Here is a 19,933-nt window from a genome sequence, read left to right as displayed (position 1 = left end):
GATTGGACTTTATTTCTGTCTAATTCTACAATCGATTTGTATACAAAATATTGTTTGTGGAGGTGTGCAAGGGTTGGTTAAGTATGTGTTGAAAAAACTATTATTTATGCTGCTATCGCTTTTCATACTCGCATCTGCAACCTTCTTCCTGATGAAGGCTATTCCGGGTGACCCTTTTACATCCGAGAAAAAAGTATCGCCTGAAATTCGGGTCTTGCTGGAACAGAAGTATGGATTGGACAAACCAATGTATGAACAATACCTGAAGTATATGGGTGGAATCATTAAGGGAGATTTCGGAGTCTCAATGAAATATCTCAATCGAGATGTAGCCGGAATGATCGGCGAAACATTTACCGCTTCGCTGAAGCTGGGAGTGTTTGCAATTGTTATCTCGATTATCGTGGGTGTTTTGCTGGGGCTTATTGCTGCAGTTTACCATCGTAAACTCATTGACGATATCACGATGATCCTCGCTGTCATAGGTATAGCTGTTCCGAGCTTCTTGCTTGCGTCACTATTGCAGTATCTCTTTGCTACTAAATTAGGCTGGTTTAACGTTATGGGCTTTGATGGTCCATTGGATTACGTTCTTCCGGTTGCAGCGCTATCTGCATCTCCGATTGCTTTTATCGCTCGTTTGACGCGTTCGAGCATGCTTGAAGTCTTACATGCAGATTATATTAAAACTGCTAAAGCCAAAGGTCTGAATTGGCCTGCAATTATGTTTAAACACGTTGTAAGAAACGGTATTCTACCAGTAGTAACTTATGTTGGTCCAATGACAGCGAATATCATCACAGGTTCCGTTGTAATTGAACAGATCTTTAACATCGGGGGAATTGGTAAAGTATTCGTAGAGAGTATCACAAACCGTGATTACACTATGATCATGGGGATTACGATTTTCTATGGTATCCTCCTGATGTTGGCTCGTTTCTTTACGGATATCGCTTACGTGCTGATTGATCCTAGAATTAAGCTGGAAAGCCGGAAGGGGGCATAACGTTGTCTGGCACGAATAATAAAAACAATGAAACGGCGAACACTGACCTGACTAGTCAGGCAGCGGTTAAACCGCAAGAAAGTGTATCCCTTTTTAAAGATGCCATGTACAGACTTGCAACCAATAAGGCTGCAATGATTAGTCTAGGTGTATTGGTTCTTGTCGTGATTTTCTCTTTGATTGGTCCAACTTCTTTGTTTACTAGTTATAATTATTATTCTAATGATTTGATGAATGCCAATGCAGCACCGAGTGCGGAGCACTGGTTCGGTACGGACGAGCTTGGTCGGGACGTGTGGGTAAGAACTTGGGTAGGAGCACGTGTATCCCTTACTGTAGGTTTGGCCGCAGCCTTGATTGACCTTGTGATCGGGGTTATTTATGGAGCGATCATGGGTTTCTACGGTGGACGTGTAGATGGAATTATGAACAAGTTTTCCGAAATCCTCTACTCCTTGCCGTACATGCTTGTTGTAATTTTGTTGCTGGTTGTACTGGAACCAAGTTTGACAACGATTATCATTGCCCTTACCATCACAGGCTGGATCAGCATGTCATGGATTGTGCGTGGTGAAATTATGCAACTCAAAAACAGAGACTTTATTCTTGCTGCAAGGTCCATGGGAGCAAGCACAGGGCGTCAATTGTTCCGTCATTTGCTGCCCAATGCAATAGGACCGATTCTTGTAACATTGACGTTGTCTATTCCAAATGCAATCTTTGCCGAAGCGTTCCTGAGCTTCCTTGGATTAGGTGTATCTGCACCAAGATCTTCACTCGGTTCTATGATCAATGATGCACTTACAGGCTGGACGCTATTCCCGTGGCGGATGTGGTTCCCAGCAGGTCTGATGGTTCTTACAATGCTTGCATTTAACTTGCTCGGAGACGGTCTGCGTGACGCACTCGATCCGAAATTACGTAAATAGAAATAGGAGGTGGGATTATGGAGCCGATTTTAACAGTCAAAGACCTGAGTGTGTCGTTCTCAACACGTTCTGGTGAATTTGATGCCGTTAAACATGTGAGTTTTGAAATTGGCAAAGGAGAGACGCTGGGGATCGTAGGTGAATCGGGTAGTGGTAAGAGTGTTACCGCCCAAACCATCATGAAATTGATTCCCTCCCCGCCTTCGAAGGTCAAAAGCGGAGAAATTACTTTTCATGGGCAAGACCTGCTGAACAAGACAGACAAACAAATGGAAGCGATTCGTGGTAAAGATATCGGTATGATCTTCCAAGATCCAATGACTTCATTGAATCCTACCATTAAAATTGGTAAACAAATTACTGAAGTATTGCGCAAGCATCAGAACATGTCCAAACAAGCGGCGAATAAAGCGGCTTTGGAGATGCTGGAACTTGTAGGTATTAAAAATGCAGCTATTCGCATGAATCATTATCCTCACCAATTCTCTGGTGGTATGCGTCAGCGTGCCATGATTGCGATCGCGCTTGCATGTCGTCCATCCCTTCTGATTGCGGATGAGCCGACAACTGCACTTGACGTTACAATTCAGGCTCAAATTCTGGATGTTATGAAAGATATGCAGCAAAAGCTTGGAACGTCAATCATGCTCATTACGCATGACCTTGGTGTTGTGGCAGGTATGTGTGACCGTGTTGTTGTTATGAAAGAAGGCGAAGTTGTTGAAACAGGAACAACTGCTGAAATCTTTAGTAACCCTCAACATCCATATACGATTAAATTGCTGAATGCATTGCCTCGCCTGGACGAGCCCAAAAAGGAGAAACCAACTCCGGCTGGTATTATCAAAGGCAGCAATAAGCCTCTGGTACAAGTGAAAAACTTGAAACAGTACTTTAATTTGGGTAAAGGTAACATTCTCAAAGCGGTCAATGACGTGAGCTTTGATATCTTTGAAGGTGAAACACTTGGCGTTGTAGGCGAGTCTGGCTGTGGAAAATCCACAACAGGTCGTACCATTCTGCGTCTTTATGAGCCGACTGGTGGAAGTGTTAACTTTAACGGAACGGATATCTACAAGTTGTCCCCGCGCAAAATGAAAGAAATGCGTAAAGATATGCAGATGATTTTCCAAGATCCGTATGCATCTCTTAACCCGCGTTTCAACGTTATGGATATTATCGGGGAGTCCCTTGATATTCATGGTCTGGCTCCCAGCTCTAAAGAGCGCAAGAGACGAGTGGAGGAGCTGCTTGATCTGGTAGGTTTGAATCCAAGTCATGCTCTTCGTTATCCACATGAATTCTCCGGTGGTCAAAGACAACGGATCGGGATTGCGCGTGCACTTGCTGTAGACCCTAAATTCATCATCTGTGATGAGCCATTGTCTGCACTGGATGTATCCATTCAGGCACAGGTCGTTAATTTGCTTGAAGAACTACAGCAACGTCTCGGCTTGACATACCTGTTTATCGCGCATGACTTGTCGATGGTTAAACATATCAGTGACCGTGTTGCTGTAATGTACATGGGCAAAGTGGTTGAGCTCGCAGAAAGTGAAGAATTGTATGCGAACCCTGTCCACCCTTATACCAAAACATTGCTTTCAGCAATCCCTGTACCTGATCCGGAAGTGGAAGCGAACAAACGTCGCATCTTGCTGCCGGAAGAGCATATGAGCCCGATTCAGAATGGATCTGGTGGTCCTGCAAATGACCCGTACAACCTGGAAAATGCTCAATTGATTGAGGTTTCCAAAGGTCACTGGGTGGCAGAACCTTACGTATAATAGAAATATTAAAGCGATATGCTATTATTGATGTATTAAGTGCCGCCGACATGTTCGGCGGTTTTTTTCGTATTTTAATCACTTTCTTTTGACGAAGCGGCCTTGAATTCGGTACAATCAAGAAAGGCTCTATGAAGCAGAATAGGAGGCAGACCTCATGAACGGTATTACCGAGGCACTCCGCAGCGGATCAAGACTTGCAGAAGATTATATCTGTTCAAGAGATGCTGCGCGTGGCCTTTACGAGTATGACATTCGCTGGGAATCAGAACTTCAGGCGCGTGCCGAGTGGCTGGACCAATCGGAAAACACACGTATTGATCGTTGTGATCTGGCAGAGTATTTACGTATATATAATAAGCGGGTGAACGACCATGGAGAGGTTCATGCGTCCATCACACGTCTTGCAGAACAGGATGCACTAGTGGTTACAGGAGGACAGCAGAGCGGTCTGCTTACCGGACCACTGTTCGTCATATACAAAGCCGCCAGCGTAGTGGCAGCTGCGCGTGAAGCGGAAAAAAGACTTCAACGCCCGGTAGTCCCCGTATTTTGGATTGCTGGTGAAGACCATGACTGGGATGAGGTTAACCACACGTATCTACCTGATCATCAGGGAGACATGAAGAAGGTCAAGTTACAGGGACGATTCGCAGGAAGGGATTCTGTGAGTAATGTTCATGTGGATACGCAGCAGTGGATGAATGTACTCGAACAGGTGGAACATCTGCTACCTGATACGATACATAAACCAGAACTGATGAAATGCATCACGGAGATCCATCAATCCAGTTCAAATCTGAGTGATGCATTTGCCCGCATGATATCTGCCTTGTTTGCCAGTAGTGGACTTGTTCTAATGGATGCATCGGATCCAGATTTACGCAGGTTGGAACAGCCCGTGTTTGAGCGGTTGATAAGAAAAAATGAATTGTTGCGCAACGCATACACACAAGGTGCTTCGCTGGTACAACAAGCTGGTTATGCTATGCCTGCCGAAGTAGCTGAGGATGGAGCCAACCTGTTCTACATTCATGAAGGTACGCGTCTGCTCTTGTTATTGAAGGACGGTTTATATAGTGATCGCAAAGGTTTGGTTTCTTTCACAGAGGAACGTTTGCTACAGGAACTGGGAGAACATCCGGAGCGCTTCAGTAACAACGTATTGACACGACCATTAATGCAAGATTCCGTACTACCTGTAGCCGCTGTTATTTTGGGACAAGGTGAAATTGCATATTGGGGTTTGACTCGGGAAGCATTCCGTCAGTTCGGACTGCAAATGCCCATTTTGTTGCCGCGGTTGTCCTTCACCATTATAGAAGATATTCATCACAAACATATGAAACAATATGGACTTTCTTTTCAGGATGTTCAATATCATATGGAAGAAAAGAAGGAGCAGTGGCTCGCACAGCAGGAGACGTTCCAGGTAGATGAACAGTTTGACAAGGTTCAGGAAGCGTTTCTTGATCTGTATGGACCGTTGTTAGATGAGATCGCGGAGATTCATCCGGGGCTGGAACGGATTGGCGATACCAATTTGAGTAAAATCAACGAGCAAATGCAGTATCTGAAACAGCAGACTCACAAAGCTATCGAAGATAAACATAATGTGAGTCTAAGGCACTGGAACGGCATTCAGAACTCCTTATTCCCAATGGGCAAACCACAGGAACGAGTACATAATGCACTCTTTTTCCTGAATCGTTATGGCATCGCGTGGATCGATGAACTGATTAGGGCCTCAAGCGAATTTCTTGGAGAGCACAAGGTTATTGCGCTATAGAGCCCTTTATAATAGAAGAAACACATAAACGAGGAGGATATGGAATGACTACATCTGCATTGCAAAACAGTATTGTTAAAGATATGGGACTCGCTTCAGAGGGTCACCTGAAAATTGATTGGGTAGAAGCACACATGCCGGTATTAAACCGCATTCGTCGCCAGTTCGAACAGGATCTGCCCTTCAAAGGTTTGAAGGTTGCCATTTGTCTTCATCTGGAGGCGAAAACAGCTTACTTGGCAAAAGTAATTCAAGCCGGTGGTGCAGAAGTAACGATTACGCACAGCAACCCATTGTCTACACAAGATGATGTCTGCGCAGCATTAGTGGAAGACGGTGTTACAGTTTATGCGAAGTACAATCCGGAGCCTGCGGAATTCAAATCACTGCAACTGCGTGCGCTTGAGGTGAAGCCTGATCTCATTATTGATGATGGTGGAGACTTTGCAACCATTATTGCATCCGAGCGCCCTGATCTCGCAGCAACAATTCGTGGTGGAGCAGAAGAAACGACAACGGGGATTATTCGTTTGAAAGCATTGGCGAAAGAAGGCCAATTGAAGTTTCCGATGGTTGCGGTTAATGACGCATACTGCAAGTATCTGTTTGACAATCGCTATGGTACGGGACAATCTGCATTCGACGGGATTATTCGTACAACCAACCTGGTTGTCGCTGGTAAAAACGTAGTGGTAGCAGGTTATGGCTGGTGTGGTAAAGGTGTAGCGATGCGCGCCAAAGGTCTTGGAGCGAATGTGATTGTAACCGAGATCGATCCAATTAAAGCGGTAGAAGCACACATGGATGGGTTCCGTGTCATGACGATGGTGGAAGCCGCCAAATTGGGCGATTTCTTTATTGCAGTTACAGGCAATAAGGATGTTATCACGGGTGAGCATTACGATGTGATGAAGGATGGAGCGATCCTGAGTAATGCGGGTCACTTTGATGTTGAAGTGAATAAACCTGAACTGGCTAAACGTTCGGAATCGATTCGCACAGTTCGCCGTAACATTGAGGAATATCGTTTCAAAGATGGTCGTAAAATGTATCTTCTTGCAGAAGGTCGTCTTGTAAACCTGGGTGCAGCAGATGGTCACCCTGCCGAAATCATGGATACGACGTTTGCCCTGCAGGCACTTGGTCTGCGTTATGTGAGTGAGAATTATGAAAACTTGGGTAAAAACGTTGTTAATGTACCTTATGATATTGACCAGCAGGTTGCCAGCTATAAACTTGAAAGCCTGAATATCGGCATAGACTCTTTGTCGGCTGAGCAAGAAAAATACCTGGATAGCTGGAAGTTTTAAGTGCTATCCAATAATTACAAGCTGATGAAATGATTCGATAGGTATAGAATGGTTTATTGATGATATGGCTCATGTGCGGGTAAACCTACGATTGCCCGTTTACGGGAAGCGTCTTTGATCCTGAGTGACAGGATCAAGGACGTTTTTTTATGCTGAAAAATTAAAAAATCAAGTAATGCAAGAAGGGTTTTGATTTTTTTGTGCGAATCTATTATGCTTAGGTGGTGGAAAGTGGGGCAAAGTGGGAGAAACGGGTGAGGAGTGAGTGGGCCAATGTTTATGGGGGAGTTCCAACATAGCATTGATGATAAGGGTCGGGTAATCATTCCGGCTAAATTCCGCGAATCTCTGGGACCGTCTTTCGTTGTCACACGGGGTTTGGACCAGTGTCTTTTCGTGTACCCCATGGAGGAGTGGGGGGTCATGGAACAGAAGCTCAAAGCACTGCCATTGATGAAATCTGATGCACGTGCGTTTACCCGGTTTTTTTTCTCGGGTGCAACCGAATGTGAACTGGACAAACAGGGCAGGGTAAATCTGCCGGGCAATTTAAGAGAGTATGCCAAGCTGGACAAAGATTGTGTTGTTCTTGGCGTGTCGAACCGGGTGGAGATTTGGAGCAAAGACATATGGGAGAGTTATTTCAATCAATCCGAAGAAGCATTCAACGACATTGCCGAAAAGCTGGTCGATTTTAATTTTGATTTATAAAGTCAGGAGGGGTGCAGGTTGTTTCACCACATAACCGTACTCAAAGAAGAGGCAACAGAGGGATTAAACATCAAGCAGGACGGTATATACGTGGACTGCACTTTAGGCGGTGGCGGACATAGCTCCGTGATTGCGTCCAAGCTCGGTCTAGGGGGACGTCTGATCGCACTTGATCAGGATGATTGGGCTTTGGATAATGCTCGTGAGAAGCTCGCTGCTTATGGAGAACGTGTAACATTGGTGAAAACCAATTTTCGAGATCTGGAACAGGTACTCAAGGATCTGGATGTACCAATGAAGGATGGTGCACCACAGGTCGACGGTATTTTGTACGACTTGGGTGTGTCATCTCCGCAATTTGATGAAGGAGAACGTGGATTCAGCTACAATCACGATGCTCCGCTCGATATGCGAATGGACCAGGATGCAATGCTGACGGCCAAAGAAATTGTGAATGAGTGGCCAGAAGAAGAGATTGCTCGAATTTTGTATCGCTATGGTGAAGAGAAGTTTTCGAGAAGAATTGCCCGTGTTATCGTCGAAAAACGAGCGAAGTCCACCATTGAGACGACAGGTGAACTCGTGGAACTGATCAAGGAAGGCATCCCGGCTGCAGCTCGCCGTACTGGTGGACATCCTGCCAAACGCAGCTTCCAGGCATTACGCATTGCTGTCAACGATGAGTTGGGTGCGTTCGAAGAAGGCTTGCATCAGGCTGTTCGTTGTCTGGCACCAGGAGGACGTGTATCTGTTATTACCTTCCACTCCCTTGAGGATCGGATATGTAAACAGATTTTCAGCAGTTATCTGGAAAAATGTACATGTCCACCCGATTTTCCGTTGTGTGTATGCGGTGGCAAGGGGACCCTGCGTTTAGTTAACAGAAAACCGTTGATTCCAACGGAAACGGAATTGACCGAAAATTCACGTGCTCGTTCAGCTAAACTGCGCGTAGCCGAGAAATTGTAGATTAAGAGTGGAGGAGAGAATCGGAGTATGGCATATACACGTGGTAATCTCGCTGTAAAAGAAAAAGCGTCCCAGGAACGTGTGACCCAGCAACGATACAAAGAAACCACCAAAGTGGTGACCCGTCGTACGGGTCTTCCGGCACGCGAGAAGATTTTGTATCTGATTACCCTGGTTGCAGTTATCCTTGTAGGAGGTGCCTTGATGTCTCGTTATGCTCATATCTATGATCTGAACAAGCAGGCACAGTCCACTATTTCGGATATCAAGGGGTATGAAAAGACGATTGCAGACCTGCAGGTGGAAAAAGAGACATTGAACAACCAGGTCATCGAGAATGCAAAACAACTTGGTTACGTTGAAGCTTCCGGTAAGGATGTCATTTATGTACCTCGCTCAACAAGTACGAAATCAACTGGTACTGAGTCTTCCTCGAATACAGCAAGCAGTAAGTAAAGAGGTGTCCCGATGATAAAAAGAATAAAGATGCGCACGTTGCTTATAGGGGGATGTATTACCCTCTTTTTTCTTGTACTCGTAACCCGAATCTTTTTCATTCAAGTTGTGAATGGCGGTGTATGGCAGGAACGGGCAGCTGGTTTGGTAGAGCGGGAACAGACGATTAAAGCTGCACGTGGGACGATTACGGACCGCAATGGTAACATTTTGGCTACCGATGCCCCTGCGTATACGGTTTCCGTTAATCCCTTATTAATTAATGAACTGGGAATTCAGGATGTTGTTACGGAGAAGCTCTCTGCCCTTCTTGGGAAAAATGAGAGTGAGATGCGTGCTCTGGTCACAGCGAAGAAAAAAGATGGTGATTTTTTTCAGCAACGCGAAGTACGCAGTGAAGGATACAAGATCAGCCCTGAGCTTGCGGCACAAGTCAACGAGTTGCGTGAAGAACTACAAGAAGAATACAAGGCTCGTAATGCAATTGTGATGACTCAGGAGTCGAAGCGCTTCTACCCTGAAGAAACACTTGCTTCTCACCTCTTGGGGTATATGAGTCGTGATGGGAAGGCAGTCAACGGACTTGAAGTTTCCTATGACGAACAACTGACAGGTACAGACGGTTATCTGCATTACCAGAAGGATGCCAAGGGCATTAAACTTCCGGATTCACAGGATAACTATCTGCCACCTCAAAACGGGAAAATGCTTAAGCTTACCGTTGATGACACAATTCAATTTTATATTGAGGATGCAATGAAAGAAGCGGTTGCCAAGTATAACCCGCTGAGCATGACGGTTATTGCTGCGGACCCGAACACGATGGAAATTCTAGGGATGGCGAACTGGCCAACCTTTAACCCTAATTCGTATGGGAGTACACCTGATCAAAAGAATTTTATCAATCATGCTACGCAATCCATCTATGAGCCAGGTAGTACATTCAAAATAGTTACGCTAGCAGGGGCTGTCGAAGAAAAACTCTTTGATCCCAATGCAAGTTTTGAATCCAAACGCATGTATATCGGCGGTTTCCCGATTAGTGATAATGGTCATGCCTATGGTTGGATATCTTATCTGGAAGGTGTCAAACGGTCAAGTAACATTGCTTTTGTTAACTTGGGTTACAACATGCTTGGTGGTGAACGTCTGCGTCATTACATAGACGAATTCGGTTTCGGCAAAAAGACGGGTATTGATCTGCCGAATGAGGCAGCTTCCCCGATCAAGCCACTGGTTTACAAATCCGAGATTGCTACTGCTGCTTACGGTCATGGTCTTGTGCAGGTAACACCAATTCAACAGGTCGCAGCCATCTCTGCAATTGCCAACGGCGGTAAATTGCTGGAGCCACATCTGGTGAAGGAGATCAAGAACCCGAATGATGGGACAACAGAAGTGATCAAACCTAAAGTTGTCCGTCAGGTGATTTCCAAGGAATCCTCCAAACTGGTGAGTGGTTATCTGGAACAAGTGGTTGCAGACCAAACGATTGGTACCGGTCGTAATGCCTATATTGAAGGTTACCGTGTAGCTGGTAAGACAGGTACGGCAAGAAAGGTTGTTAACGGAGCATACAGCAAGTCGAAAGACGTTGTATCGTTTATTGGATTCGCGCCCGTGAATAATCCGAAGATTGCTATACTTGTTGTCATTGACCAACCTGATGGAACCAACATTGGGGGAGGAACCGCAGCCGCCCCGGTATTCAAAAAGATTGTCAGCCAGACTCTTCAATACATGGGGGTACCCAAAGATACAGCCAAAACTCCTGACAAAAAGTCAAAAGAAGTCTCTGTCGTGCAAGCCAAGGCGCCTGACTTGAGTGGCAAGACAGCCAAACAAGCCAGAAGCCAACTTCTAAGCGCAGGTATTGCTTATGTGACTCTTGGTCAAGGTGATAATGTAATTCGGCAGTATCCGGTTGCTGGCGCATCTATGAATCCAGGTCAACGAATCTATCTGCTAACGGAAGAAAGCAGCAAAATGAAGATTCCCGATCTAACAGGTGAATCTCTCCGTGATGCCCTTGAAGTACTTTCTCTCATGAAAGTGGGGGTTACGGTCAAGGGCGAGGGTTATGTCGTGAAGCAAACCGAGCAGGTCGCAGGTGAGCAGAGAACCGTGCAGTTGGACTTGCAAACTGCCAAAGCTGCAGTGACAGGTATAGCCGATGAGGCTCCAATCTCTTCTGATCCGTCGTCAGAAGCTGAAGTGAAGGAGCAAGAAACTTCGGGCGGAAAAGGTAAAACAGACGAAACAGATAACAACAAGGCCGCTGCCAATGAATCAGAATCCTCTGACGATCCAGCAACAAACGGTGCTTCGCTTCCTTAGGGAGCTCTGACAGCTTGTTCTAACCCCCGGTTGTCCTGAATATTCATGAATGGAACGAATGTCATGATTTTGGGACGAGTGGGGGGATCTTTTCGTGAAGGGATCAAGCGTAAATCTGCGGCGCAGGTTGCTATGGAGTTTAATGATTTTAGTTTTATTATTTTCGGCCTTGATGATCAGGCTTGCTTATGTACAGCTCGGGGAAGGCCCTGAATTGTCAGCAAAAGCAGAAGAATCCTGGCGGCGTAATATTCCTTACTCTGCCAAGCGAGGGGAGATCCTGGATCGAAATGGAACCTCTCTGGCCTATAATGTGACAACACCAACCATTATGGCCATCCCGGCTCAGGTTAAAGAAGCTGAAACGACAGCTAAAGCGCTGGCCCCATTGCTTGGGATGACGGAGGAAAAAGTGCTGGCGACCATCAAGAAACGAGAACTCATTGTACGACTACAACCCGGCGGCCGCAAAATTACGATGGAGAAAGCTCAGCGCATCCGTGATTTGAAGCTTCCGGGTATCGTTGTTGCTGAGGACAATAAACGTTTTTATCCTTATGATGATTTGGCTGCGCATATTCTCGGTTTTACGGGCATTGATAATCAGGGCTTAACGGGTGTTGAGAAGAAATATGATGATAAGCTGAATGGTTTGAATGGCAGTGTGTCCTACTTGTCCGATGCGGCCGGAAGGCTAATGCCGGGCTCATCCGAGAAGTATGTGGAACCGAAGGACGGCCTTAACCTCAAGCTGACCATTGATAAATCCATTCAGTCCATCATGGAGAGAGAACTGGATCAGGCCATGGTGAAGTTCCAGGCGAACTCAGCATTGGCCATAGCGATGAATCCCAAAACGGGTGAAATTTTGGGGATGTCCAGCAGGCCGGGATACGAACCTGCCGATTATCAGCAATATCCAGCGGAGATATACAATCGGAATTTGCCGATCTGGATGACCTACGAACCCGGCTCCACATTTAAGATTATTACCTTGGCGGCGGCGCTTGAAGAGAAAAAGGTAAATCTGCAACAGGATCAATTTTTTGATCCCGGATACGTTGAAGTGGGTGGAGCCCGTCTGCGTTGCTGGAAAAAGGGCGGTCACGGAAGTCAGACCTTCTTACAAGTGGTGGAGAACTCATGTAACCCAGGTTTTGTGGCTTTGGGGCAGAGGCTGGGCAAAGAATCGCTCTTCTCCTATATTAAAGACTTTGGTTTCGGTACCAAAACAGGAATTGACCTCAGCGGAGAAGCCAGTGGAATTCTGTTCAAGCTGTCCAGAGTGGGGCCTGTCGAGCTTGCAACAACTGCCTTTGGTCAAGGTGTATCGGTAACGCCCATTCAGCAAGTAGCTGCTGTGTCAGCGGCCATCAATGGGGGTAAACTTTACAAGCCTTATGTTACAAAGGCGTGGGTCCATCCGGTCACGGGAGAAGTCATGGAAGAAGCCAAGCCGGAACTGGTTCGTCAGGTGATCTCGGAAAATACGTCCAAACAAGTACGTGAAGCACTCGAGAGTGTTGTTGCAAAAGGAACCGGACGTCCCGCGTTCATTGATGGATACCGGGTCGGTGGCAAAACAGGTACAGCCCAGAAGGTTATCAACGGACGTTATTCCTCGACTGAGCATATCGTATCCTTTATCGGATTTGCACCGGCAGATGACCCACAGATTGTGGTCTATACCGCAGTTGATAATCCCAAAGGAATTCAGTTCGGAGGTGTGGTTGCTGCCCCGATTGTGCAGAACATCCTTGAAGATGCGTTGCATTATATGAATGTCCCTGTTCGGAAGGATCAGGTCGCCAAAGAATACAAGTATGGTGAAACCAAAATCGTGACAGTCCCAGACCTGACAGGAGCTACAGTTGAAGATCTGTACGAAGACCTGAACATGAATTTTATGCTGGCGAAGTCTGGCAGTGGTAAATACGTGATTAATCAGGCACCTAAGCCTGGGGCGAGGGTAGATCAGGGATCAACCATCCGCATTTATATGGGGAATGTACTGAACGATGCACATGATCACACAAAGGATGAATAAAGGGGCTTGGGGGTAGTTTGAGGCTTCTAGCGCAACAAAATTCATCCAAGTGCGTTTCATTATTTGGTTGTATTGACGATATTAATAAATACAGACATATGTTAAAACAGAAGTATAATTGGAAAAGTGAGGTTATTCATGTGCTTTTAAAACAATTTGCATCGATGCTGACCACCGCCCGCCTCGTGGGCGAATCAAATACAGAATGCCAAAACCTTCAGACAGATTCCCGGCAGGTAAAACCGGGTGATCTGTTTATCTGTCTTCCGGGACATACGGTAGATGGTCATGATTATGCAGAAAAAGCTGTAAATGCCGGTGCAGTCGCATTGGTGGTTGAACGGCAGCTGGATCTGCCTGTACCCCAATTGCTGGTGAAGGACAGCCGGTTTGCGATGGCTGTTCTGGCAGATTTCTTTTTTGACTCGCCAAGCCAGAAGATGAATATGATTGGTGTAACGGGAACGAACGGAAAAACAACGACCACCTATTTGATTGAAAAAATCATGAGTGATTACGGACGCAAGACGGGATTGATCGGTACTATTCAAATGCGGTATGACGGTCGCACCTACCCGATGTCAGGAACAACACCAGAGGCACTTGATCTGCAGCGTAGTCTGCATGATATGGTTCAGAAAGGTACGGACTGCTGTGTTATGGAAGTTTCTTCTCACGCATTGGAACAAGGGCGAGTTAAGGGAACGAATTTCCGTACTGCGGTGTTCACTAACTTGACGCAGGATCATCTGGACTACCACCATTCCATGGAGGAATATCGCGGGGCCAAAGGATTGTTCTTTGCACGCCTGGGTAACAGCTATACGGAAGATGTTTCACAGCGTAAATTCGCTGTTATCAATGCAGATGATCCGGCTGCGGCTTATTTCATCTCTGTGACTGCGGCTGAAGTGATTACATATGGCATGGGTGAAAAGGCGGATGTACGTGCATCTCAAATTTCAATCACGTCTCAGGGAACTTCTTTCCACGTGGATACATTTGCAGGCAGCACAGATATTCGTTTGCGCATGGTAGGCAAATTCAATGTGTACAATGCAATGGCAGCCATCTCTGCAGCGCTTGTGGAAGGTATTCCGCTGGAAGAGATCAAGCGCAGTCTGGAGACGGTTCCGGGCGTGGATGGACGTGTTGAAGGCGTGGACGAAGGACAGCCATTTGCTGTTATTGTCGATTATGCCCACACACCGGATGGACTGGAGAATGTGCTTCGGACGGTGAAGGAATTTGCCGAAGGACGTGTAATCTGCGTATTTGGCTGTGGTGGTGACAGGGACCGTACCAAACGCCCTCTCATGGGGAAAATTGCTGCGAATTATAGTGATTTTGTACTGGTTACTTCCGATAATCCACGGACAGAAGATCCGGATCTGATTCTCAAAGACATTGAACAGGGCCTGATTGAAGAATCCGTTCCTGCTGAACGTTATACAATGATTGTGGATCGGCGCCAGGCGATTCATGAAGCTATTGAAATGGCAAGCCCAGCCGATGTAGTATTGATTGCGGGCAAGGGTCACGAGACCTATCAGATTATCGGCACAACCAAAACCGATTTTGATGACCGAATCATAGCCAAAGAAGCGATAAGGGGCAAATCCAATTGATAAAAAGAACATTGGCACAATTGGCCGAGATGTGTGGAGGAACATTAAGTGACGTTGCTGTTCATGGCAATGTAATGGTTGAAGGGGTGTTTACCGATTCGCGTAAACCTCTGGAAGGCAGTTTGTTTATCCCGCTAGTGGGTGAAAGGTTTGACGGACATGAATTTGTGCAAGCCTGTCTAGAGAAGGGGGCTGCAGGCGCGATCTGGCAAAAGGATCATGGGATTCCGCCGCAAGGAGCTGTCATTGTGGTTGACGATACACTTATCGCACTGCAAGCACTCGCATCTGCTTATCTAGCGGAGAATAAAGCGGCTGTTGTTGGCATTACAGGCAGCAACGGCAAGACAACAACAAAGGACATCGTTGATGCCATTCTCTCGACGACGTTCAAAGTGCATAAGACGCAAGGCAATTTTAATAATCACATTGGATTACCACTGACTGTATTAAGTATGGACCCGGATACGGAGATTATCATTTTGGAGATGGGTATGAGTGGTCGCGGGGAAATTAACGATTTGTCGGTTATTGCGCAACCTGATGTAGCGATCATTACCAATATTGGTGAATCTCATCTGCTTCAGCTGGGGTCCAGACTGGAGATTGCCAGAGCCAAAGCCGAGATTGCCGCGGGATTGAAGCCTGGCGGATTACTGATCTACAACGGAGACGAGCCTTTAATTGCACAAGTCCTTGAAGAGCCCGCAACGAAACAACCCGATGGATTGCAGCGGTTTACATTTGGTCTGCAAACCGATAATGATGACTATCCTACGGGACTTATGAATGCACAGAACGGCGTAGTTTTCACCACCAAACAGTCTGGAGAACATGCATTTACGCTACCTCTGCTGGGAACGCATAATGTCGTTAACTGTCTGGCTGCTTTGGCTGTAGCCCGTCATTTCAAAGTGACGACGGAGCAGATTGCCACGGGATTGTCTCGCTTGAAACTGACAGGTATGCGTATTGAGGTTACGCAAGGCGTTAGTGGTCTAACCCTGCTGAATGATGCATACAATGCAAGTCCAACCTCCATGAAGGCCGCAATCGATGTACTGGAAGGTCTGAAAGGATACCGCATGAAGGTTGCTGTGCTAGGTGATATGCTTGAGCTCGGTCCTCAGGAGCAGAATCTGCATTTTGGAATTGGTGAGTATATTACATCTGCCAAAATGGACATGGTGCTCGTATATGGGCCGCTATCAGCACATATTGCTGAAGGAGCAAGAAAGCATATGCCGGCAGAGGCTGTGCATGCTTTTATAGATAAAGAAGAAATGACCCGTTATCTACTGGAGAAACTACATCCCAGAGACGTTGTCTTGTTCAAAGCCTCAAGAGGCATGAAGCTGGAGAGCGTGGTCGAAGCACTACAAATAGCACCATTACAGAATCGAGTAGACTAGAGGGGTGAACCCATGGATTTTCAGGTATTACTGTTAACAATCGGCGTTTCATTTATACTGGCGGTGATTGCCGCACCGCTCCTAATTCCGCTGTTACGGCGAATGAAATTCGGACAGCAAGTTAGGGAAGATGGGCCTCAGAGCCATTTGAAAAAAAGCGGGACACCTACAATGGGTGGAGTCGTCATTTTAGTTGCGTTCACATTGGCCTTCTTGAAATTTTCGGCAGTCAAGAATACAGACTTTTATGTCTTGCTCGTGGCTACACTGGGATTTGGGCTGATTGGCTTCCTGGATGATTACATCAAAATTGTGTTCAAACGTTCACTGGGACTGACGGCCAGACAAAAAATGCTGGGCCAATTGTTCTTCAGTGCAGTGATGTGTTTCTTGCTGATCCAGAATGGACACAGCACAGCCATCTCTATTCCGGGTACGTCATTCTCGTTCGACTGGACCGGATGGTTCTATTATCCGTTTGTCGTATTCATGATGCTTGCCATTACCAATGCGGTTAACTTTACCGATGGTCTGGATGGTTTGCTGTCCGGGGTAAGCGCAATTGCCTTTGGGGCGTTTGCCATTGTGGCGATGCAAGCCACGTCGATGCCGGCAGCAGTGTGTGCAGCAGCGATGATCGGAGCCGTGCTCGGTTTTCTGGTATACAATGCACATCCTGCCAAAGTGTTTATGGGAGACACCGGTTCTTTGGGGATTGGCGGTGCGATTGGTGCGGTAGCGATTGTAACCAAAACAGAGCTTTTATTTGTCATCATTGGCGGTATTTTTGTCATCGAGATCCTGTCTGTTATTATTCAAGTGGTATCATTCAAGACTCGTGGCAAGCGTGTATTTAAAATGAGCCCCATTCACCATCACTTTGAATTAAGTGGTTGGTCAGAATGGCGGGTTGTTATTACCTTCTGGGCGGTAGGCGCAATTTTGGCCGCTCTTGGACTTTATCTCAACAAGGGGTTGTAGATCATGAACCATCCTGAATCATATCGCGGACAACAAGTAGTCGTGCTCGGATTGGCCAAAAGCGGCGTACAGGTCGCCAAAGTGCTGGATCGCGCCGGAGCGAAGGTTACAGTAAATGATAAAAAGGAGAGAGATCAATGTCCCGAAGCTTCCGAATTGGAGGCTTTGGGAATTTCTGTTGTATGCGGAGGACATCCGGATAATCTGATTCACAGTGATGTGAAGCTGGTCGTTAAAAACCCGGGTATCCCATACCATGCAGCACCTGTGCAGCAAGCGCTGGCATTGGGCATTGAGGTGGTGACAGAAGTAGAGGTTGCTTATCATCTATGTGCTGCGCCCATGATCGGGATTACGGGCTCCAACGGCAAAACAACAACGACCACTTGGGTGGGAGAAATGTTGGAGCATGCCGGCCTCAAGCCGATCGTTGCCGGTAATATCGGAACACCTCTCTGTGAAGCGGCAGAACAGGCTTCTCCAGATCATTGGATGGTCGTCGAACTCAGCAGTTTCCAGCTCAAAGGAACGGTAGAGTTCCGTCCACGTATTGCGTGCTTGCTTAACGTAACAGAGACACATCTGGACTATCACGGTGGTATGGAAGACTATGTAGCCTCCAAAGCCAAGCTCTTCGCCAATCAGCAACCGGATGATGTAGCTATTTTGAATTGGGATGATGCGGTATGTCGCGAACTGGTTCCTTATATTAAAGGCAGATTGCTACCGTTCTCGATGACCGAGAAATTGGATGCAGGTGTATATGCAGATCCTCCTTATGTGGATGGAGAAGAGGATGATGTGAAGCGTCAAGTTATCCACGCGGATGAAAAGGGAAATCACCACATTATCATCGATATTGAGGACATTGGTATAGCTGGACGATTTAATGTGGAAAATGCAATGGCTGCTGTGGCTATTGCCGTAGCGGCAGGAGCTGATCCAGCGGTACTAGCTGTGCCGCTTGCAGACTTCAAGGCGGTTGAACACCGACTTGAATATGTTCTGGAGCATAATGGATCTGCGTACTACAACAACTCTAAAGCGACCAATTCGAAAGCTACGGTTATGGCCCTGAATTCGTTCAAGGAACCGGTCGTATTAATTGCTGGAGGGCTGGATCGTGGATCAGACATGATGGAGTTGTTGCCCTTGTTCCAGGAAAGGGTAAAAGCTGTCGTTGCAATTGGAGAGACACGGACAAAAATTGCCAAGGTCGCGGAACTTGCCGGATTAAAGCAAATTAAGGTCGTCGATAATGAGGAGGACGCTGCCCGGACGTTAACCGTTGCTGTGCAGGAAGCAGCGAAGCTTGCCAGTGCCGGTGATGTCGTTTTGTTATCCCCGGCATGTGCAAGTTGGGACATGTTTGCTTCCTATGAAGAGCGGGGACGCATTTTTAAAGAGGCGGCGCATAACTTGTAAGTAGGGGGGTGGAAAAGCCCCTACTTCCATGCAAGGGGTGGCCTCCTGATGAAACAGACGCGACCGGCACCAGATATTTGGTTGCTGATTAGTATTTTGGCATTGCTTGCCATCGGCATCGTAATGGTATATAGTGCGGGCTCGGTGCTTGCTTTTCATGACTATGGCGATTCATTTTATTTTGTAAAAAGACAGGCTCTGTTTGCGGTGCTTGGGCTTGTGGCCATGTTCGTCACTGCTAACGTAGACTACCGGGTGTGGAGGAAGTATGCCAAGCCTATATTGATTGCCTGTTTTATTATGCTCATTGCGGTGCTCATTCCTGGTATCGGTGTGGTTCGTGGTGGTGCACGAAGTTGGCTGGGTATTGGTTCGTTCGGTATTCAGCCCTCAGAATTCATGAAGCTGGGCATGATTCTGTTTCTCGCCCATTGGCTGAGCAAGGAAACGGGCAAAATCAAAACCTTTACAACGGGGCTTTTGCCACCGCTGGGATTGATCGGTTTGGCTTTTGGGATTATTATGCTGCAACCTGATTTAGGGACTGGCACCGTGATGATGGGCGCATCGATGCTTATTATTTTTACAGCCGGAGCGCGAATGAAGCATCTGAGCTTGCTTGCTCTTGGCGGCGTAGCGGGGTTTGCAGCTTTGATTGCAGCAGCTCCCTATCGATTGCAGCGTATCACAGCGTTCTTGGACCCGTGGTCCGATCCGTTGGGTGCCGGATATCAGATCATACAATCGTTATACGCGATTGGTCCTGGTGGACTGGCTGGATTGGGGCTGGGTATGAGCCGACAGAAGTACAGTTATGTACCTGAACCGCAAACGGACTTTATTTTTAGTATTTTGGCCGAAGAACTCGGCTTTATAGGTGGAATGATTGTATTATTGTTGTTTCTGGTGCTGGTGTGGAGAGGAATGCGTGTAGCCATGACCGTTCCGGATGCCTTCGGGAGTCTGCTTGGTGTTGGTATCGTAGGCATGGTCGCCGTACAGGTCATTATTAACATTGGTGTTGTCATTGGCATGATGCCTGTCACGGGCATTACATTGCCTCTGATCAGCTACGGCGGATCATCATTGACCCTCATGCTCACAGCACTGGGCATTTTAGTGAATTTATCCCGTTATGCGAGGTGA

15 protein-coding genes are annotated in these 19,933 nt (G+C 46.7%); all 15 read left to right on the top strand.

All coding sequences use genetic code 11. The features are described from left to right. The first annotated feature begins 73 nt into the window (after nucleotides 1-73). The 15 genes from ABTV53_RS19555 (at nucleotide 74) to spoVE (ending at nucleotide 19,933) form a co-directional block, all read left to right on the top strand. Nucleotides 74-1,006, top strand: coding sequence for an ABC transporter permease (locus ABTV53_RS19555; RefSeq protein WP_433745477.1), 933 nt, complete (start codon nucleotides 74-76; stop codon nucleotides 1,004-1,006). 47 nt (nucleotides 1,007-1,053) lie between these two features. Continuing rightward, a complete protein-coding gene (locus ABTV53_RS19550; RefSeq protein WP_433754288.1) occupies nucleotides 1,054-1,935 on the top strand; it encodes an ABC transporter permease in 882 nt (293 codons plus the stop codon). Between the two features lie 17 nt (nucleotides 1,936-1,952). After that, nucleotides 1,953-3,722, top strand: a complete 1,770-nt coding sequence (locus ABTV53_RS19545) for an ABC transporter ATP-binding protein (protein ID WP_433745474.1) — start codon at nucleotides 1,953-1,955, stop codon at nucleotides 3,720-3,722. A 157-nt stretch (nucleotides 3,723-3,879) separates the two neighbouring features. Continuing rightward, entirely contained in the window at nucleotides 3,880-5,511 is a 1,632-nt protein-coding gene (gene bshC / locus ABTV53_RS19540; RefSeq protein ID WP_433745471.1) for a bacillithiol biosynthesis cysteine-adding enzyme BshC, read from the top strand. A 44-nt stretch (nucleotides 5,512-5,555) separates the two neighbouring features. After that, nucleotides 5,556-6,821: an adenosylhomocysteinase gene (locus tag ABTV53_RS19535; protein WP_433745468.1), complete on the top strand. Its 1,266-nt coding sequence runs from the start codon at nucleotides 5,556-5,558 to the stop codon at nucleotides 6,819-6,821. A gap of 273 nt (nucleotides 6,822-7,094) precedes the next feature. After that, the gene (gene mraZ, locus ABTV53_RS19530) at nucleotides 7,095-7,532 is read left to right on the top strand and encodes a division/cell wall cluster transcriptional repressor MraZ (protein ID WP_433745465.1); all 438 of its coding nucleotides are present in this window, start codon (nucleotides 7,095-7,097) and stop codon (nucleotides 7,530-7,532) included. Nucleotides 7,533-7,550: 18 nt separating this feature from the next. After that, entirely contained in the window at nucleotides 7,551-8,501 is a 951-nt protein-coding gene (gene rsmH / locus ABTV53_RS19525; RefSeq protein WP_433745463.1) for a 16S rRNA (cytosine(1402)-N(4))-methyltransferase RsmH, read from the top strand. A gap of 27 nt (nucleotides 8,502-8,528) precedes the next feature. Next, on the top strand, nucleotides 8,529-8,957 hold the full coding sequence (locus tag ABTV53_RS19520) for a hypothetical protein (RefSeq protein ID WP_036674831.1): 429 nt from the start codon (nucleotides 8,529-8,531) through the stop codon (nucleotides 8,955-8,957). 12 nt (nucleotides 8,958-8,969) lie between these two features. Beyond that, nucleotides 8,970-11,294, top strand: coding sequence for a penicillin-binding transpeptidase domain-containing protein (locus tag ABTV53_RS19515; RefSeq protein ID WP_433745460.1), 2,325 nt, complete (start codon nucleotides 8,970-8,972; stop codon nucleotides 11,292-11,294). Nucleotides 11,295-11,388: 94 nt separating this feature from the next. Then, nucleotides 11,389-13,341 (top strand): stage V sporulation protein D, encoded by a 1,953-nt coding sequence (locus tag ABTV53_RS19510; RefSeq protein ID WP_036614879.1) that lies wholly within the window; start codon nucleotides 11,389-11,391, stop codon nucleotides 13,339-13,341. A gap of 140 nt (nucleotides 13,342-13,481) precedes the next feature. Then, nucleotides 13,482-14,969 (top strand): UDP-N-acetylmuramoyl-L-alanyl-D-glutamate--2,6-diaminopimelate ligase, encoded by a 1,488-nt coding sequence (locus ABTV53_RS19505; RefSeq protein ID WP_433745456.1) that lies wholly within the window; start codon nucleotides 13,482-13,484, stop codon nucleotides 14,967-14,969. Then, complete coding sequence (locus ABTV53_RS19500; protein ID WP_433754286.1) at nucleotides 14,969-16,381, top strand: UDP-N-acetylmuramoyl-tripeptide--D-alanyl-D-alanine ligase; 1,413 nt, start codon at nucleotides 14,969-14,971, stop codon at nucleotides 16,379-16,381. Before ABTV53_RS19505 ends, ABTV53_RS19500 begins: the two co-directional genes overlap by 1 nt. A 12-nt stretch (nucleotides 16,382-16,393) precedes the next feature. Continuing rightward, nucleotides 16,394-17,362 carry a phospho-N-acetylmuramoyl-pentapeptide-transferase gene (gene mraY / locus ABTV53_RS19495; protein ID WP_047843751.1) on the top strand — a complete coding sequence of 323 codons (969 nt, stop codon included), beginning with the start codon at nucleotides 16,394-16,396 and terminating at the stop codon, nucleotides 17,360-17,362. Between the two features lie 3 nt (nucleotides 17,363-17,365). Further along, a complete protein-coding gene (gene murD, locus ABTV53_RS19490) occupies nucleotides 17,366-18,787 on the top strand; it encodes a UDP-N-acetylmuramoyl-L-alanine--D-glutamate ligase (protein ID WP_433745453.1) in 1,422 nt (473 codons plus the stop codon). A 48-nt stretch (nucleotides 18,788-18,835) separates the two neighbouring features. Beyond that, a complete protein-coding gene (gene spoVE / locus ABTV53_RS19485; RefSeq protein WP_433745450.1) occupies nucleotides 18,836-19,933 on the top strand; it encodes a stage V sporulation protein E in 1,098 nt (365 codons plus the stop codon).

Origin of the sequence: Paenibacillus amylolyticus, from assembly GCF_050990605.1 — a bacterium.
In the GTDB taxonomy this organism is placed as follows: domain Bacteria; phylum Bacillota; class Bacilli; order Paenibacillales; family Paenibacillaceae; genus Paenibacillus; species Paenibacillus amylolyticus_H.
Note: the sequence above shows the minus strand (reverse complement) of the source record. Positions and strands in the feature narration are given on the sequence as shown.